This is a genomic window from Senimuribacter intestinalis, assembly GCF_943192965.1.
GTDB classification, from domain to species: Bacteria; Bacillota; Clostridia; order Peptostreptococcales; family Anaerovoracaceae; genus Senimuribacter; species Senimuribacter intestinalis.
Genome location: NZ_CALPCF010000030.1, coordinates 1 through 2,989, shown reverse-complemented (window position 1 = coordinate 2,989; position 2,989 = coordinate 1). Strand labels below are relative to the sequence as shown.

The following is a 2,989-nucleotide window of genomic DNA, read 5'->3' as shown; positions in this document are numbered from 1 at the left end:
AAGGTCAAGTGAAGAAGAGCATAAGGCGGATGCCTTGGCACTGGGAGCCGACGAAGGACGTGACAAGCTGCGAAAAGCTGCGGGGAGGAGCAAATATCTGCTGATCCGCAGATATCCGAATGAGGGAACTCACCTGTGGTAATGCACAGGTATCCATAACTGAATCAATAGGTTATGAGAAGGAAACGCGGGGAACTGAAACATCTAAGTACCCGCAGGAAGAGAAAGAAACATCGATTTCCTAAGTAGCGGCGAGCGAAAGGGAAAGAGGCCAAACCGATAGCTTGCTATCGGGGTTGCGGACACTCAAGATGTATCCATTGTTGATAGTCGAATATGTTTGGAAAGGCAAACCGAAGAAGGTAAAAGTCCCGTAGACGAAATTGACAAGGAGCAGAGTGGATCCAGAGTAGGACCGGACACGTGAAACCCGGTCTGAAGCCGGGGGGCCCACCCCCCAAGCCTAAATACTACCCAGTGACCGATAGAGAATAGTACCGTGAGGGAAAGGTGAAAAGAACCCCGGGAGGGGAGTGAAAAAGAACCTGAAACCTTATGCTTACAAGCAGAGGGAGCGCAAGTGACCTCGTACTTTTTGTAGAACGGGCCAACGAGTTATGGTATGCAGCGAGGTTAAGGTGTAAAGCACTGGAGCCGAAGTGAAAGCGAGTCTTAATAGGGCGAGAAGTTGCATGCTGTAGACCCGAAACCGGGTGACCTATCCATGAGCAGGTTGAAGTAACTGTAAAAGGTTATGGAGGACCGAACCCATATCTGTTGAAAAAGGTTGGGATGACTTGTGGATAGCGGTGAAATTCCAATCGAACTCGGAGATAGCTGGTTCTCCTCGAAATAGCTTTAGGGCTAGCCTCACAGAAAGATACCCGGAGGTAGAGCACTGAATGTTCTAGGGGCCTTCACCGGTTACCGAAAACTATCAAACTCCGAATGCCGGAATATCATATGTGGGAGTCAGACTATGTGAGATAAGTTTCATAGTCGAAAGGGAAACAGCCCAGACCAACAGCTAAGGTCCCAAAATGTAAGTTAAGTGGAAAAGGATGTGGAGCTGCATAAACAGCTAGGATGTTGGCTTAGAAGCAGCCACTCATTTAAAGAGTGCGTAATAGCTCACTAGTCGAGTGGCTCTGCGCCGAAGATAAACGGGGCTAAAACTTACTACCGAAGCTTTGGATACAGAAATGTATGGTAGAGGAGCATCGTATACTGGGAAGAAGCAAATTCGTAAGGATTTGTGGACTGTATACGAGAGAGAATGTTGGCATGAGTAGCGCAAGGCAGGTGAGAATCCTGCCCGCCGAAAATCTAAGGATTCCTGAGGAAGGTTCGTCCGCTCAGGGTTAGTCGGGACCTAAGCCGAGGGCGAAAGCCGTAGGCGATGGATAACAGGCAGAGATTCCTGTACCACCGGAGGTCGTTTTAAGCGAAGTGGGGACACAGAAGGATAGACTGAGCACGCCGCTGGTAGAGCGTGTCCAAGCGTCGAGGTAGGCAATGTAGGCAAATCCGCATAGTCAATACTGAGGCGTTACGGGGTGGCAAGTAAGCCGGAAGCAGTCGATTTCACGCTGTCAAGAAAAGCCGCTAGCAAGACCCGAGGTGCCCGTACCGCAAACCGACACAGGTAGATGAGGAGAGAATCCTAAGGCGAGCGAGAGAACTATTGTTAAGGAACTCGGCAAAATGACCCCGTAACTTCGGGAGAAGGGGTGCCTGCTTCGGCAGGCCGCAGTGAAAAGGCCCAGGCAACTGTTTACCAAAAACACAGGTCTCTGCAAAAGCGAAAGCTGAAGTATAGGGGCTGACGCCTGCCCGGTGCTGGAAGGTTAAGGGGAAGTGTCATCCGTGAGGAGAAGCACAGAACTTAAGCCCCAGTAAACGGCGGCCGTAACTATAACGGTCCTAAGGTAGCGAAATTCCTTGTCGGGTAAGTTCCGACCCGCACGAAAGGCGTAATGATCTGGGCACTGTCTCAACAATAGACTCGGTGAAATTGTAGTACCGGTAAAGATGCCGGTTACCCGCAGCAGGACGGAAAGACCCCGTGGAGCTTTACTGTAGCTTGATATTGAGTTTCGGCGTTGCATGTACAGGATAGGTGGGAGACAAAGAGATCAGTACGCCAGTATTGGTGGAGTCACCGTTGGGATACCACCCTTGTAACGTTGGGATTCTAACCATGTATCGTAATCCGGTACTGGGACAGTGTCAGGTGGGCAGTTTGACTGGGGCGGTCGCCTCCTAAAGAGTAACGGAGGCGCCCAAAGGTTCCCTCAGCGCGGACGGAAATCGCGCGAAGAGTGCAAAGGCAGAAGGGAGCTTGACTGCAAGACAGACAAGTCGAGCAGGGACGAAAGTCGGGCTTAGTGATCCGGTGGTACCGAGTGGAAGGGCCATCGCTCAACGGATAAAAGCTACCCCGGGGATAACAGGCTGATACCCCCCAAGAGTTCACATCGACGGGGGTGTTTGGCACCTCGATGTCGGCTCGTCTCATCCTGGGGCTGAAGTAGGTCCCAAGGGTTGGGCTGTTCGCCCATTAAAGAGGTACGCGAGCTGGGTTCAGAACGTCGTGAGACAGTTCGGTCCCTATCCGCTGTGGGCGTTGGAGATTTGAGTGGAGCTGTCCTTAGTACGAGAGGACCGGGATGGACATACCTCTGGTGTACCAGTTGTTCTGCCAAGGGCATAGCTGGGTAGCTACGTATGGAAGGGATAAGCGCTGAAAGCATCTAAGTGCGAAGCCCCCCACAAGAAGAGATCTCCTCCTAAAAGGTAAGACCCGTGGGAGACTACCACGTAGATAGGCCTCAGGTGGAAGTGCAGTAATGCATGTAGCTGAGAGGTACTAATCGGTCGAGAACTTGACCAGTGGTTTTACGAAGAGTTTGTTGATTGTTATTCAGATTTGAGGGTATATACCTCAAGAGAAAAGAAGCTGCGAAGAATTTTTCAAGAGCTGACGCGG

General features: G+C 51.1%; 1 rRNA gene. It reads left to right on the top strand.

Features of this window, described 5'->3' with window-relative positions:
* Nucleotides 1-2: 2 nt before the first annotated feature.
* Nucleotides 3-2,893: ribosomal RNA gene (locus tag NFR88_RS14960) — 23S ribosomal RNA — on the top strand.
* The last annotated feature ends 96 nt before the right edge of the window (nucleotides 2,894-2,989 follow it).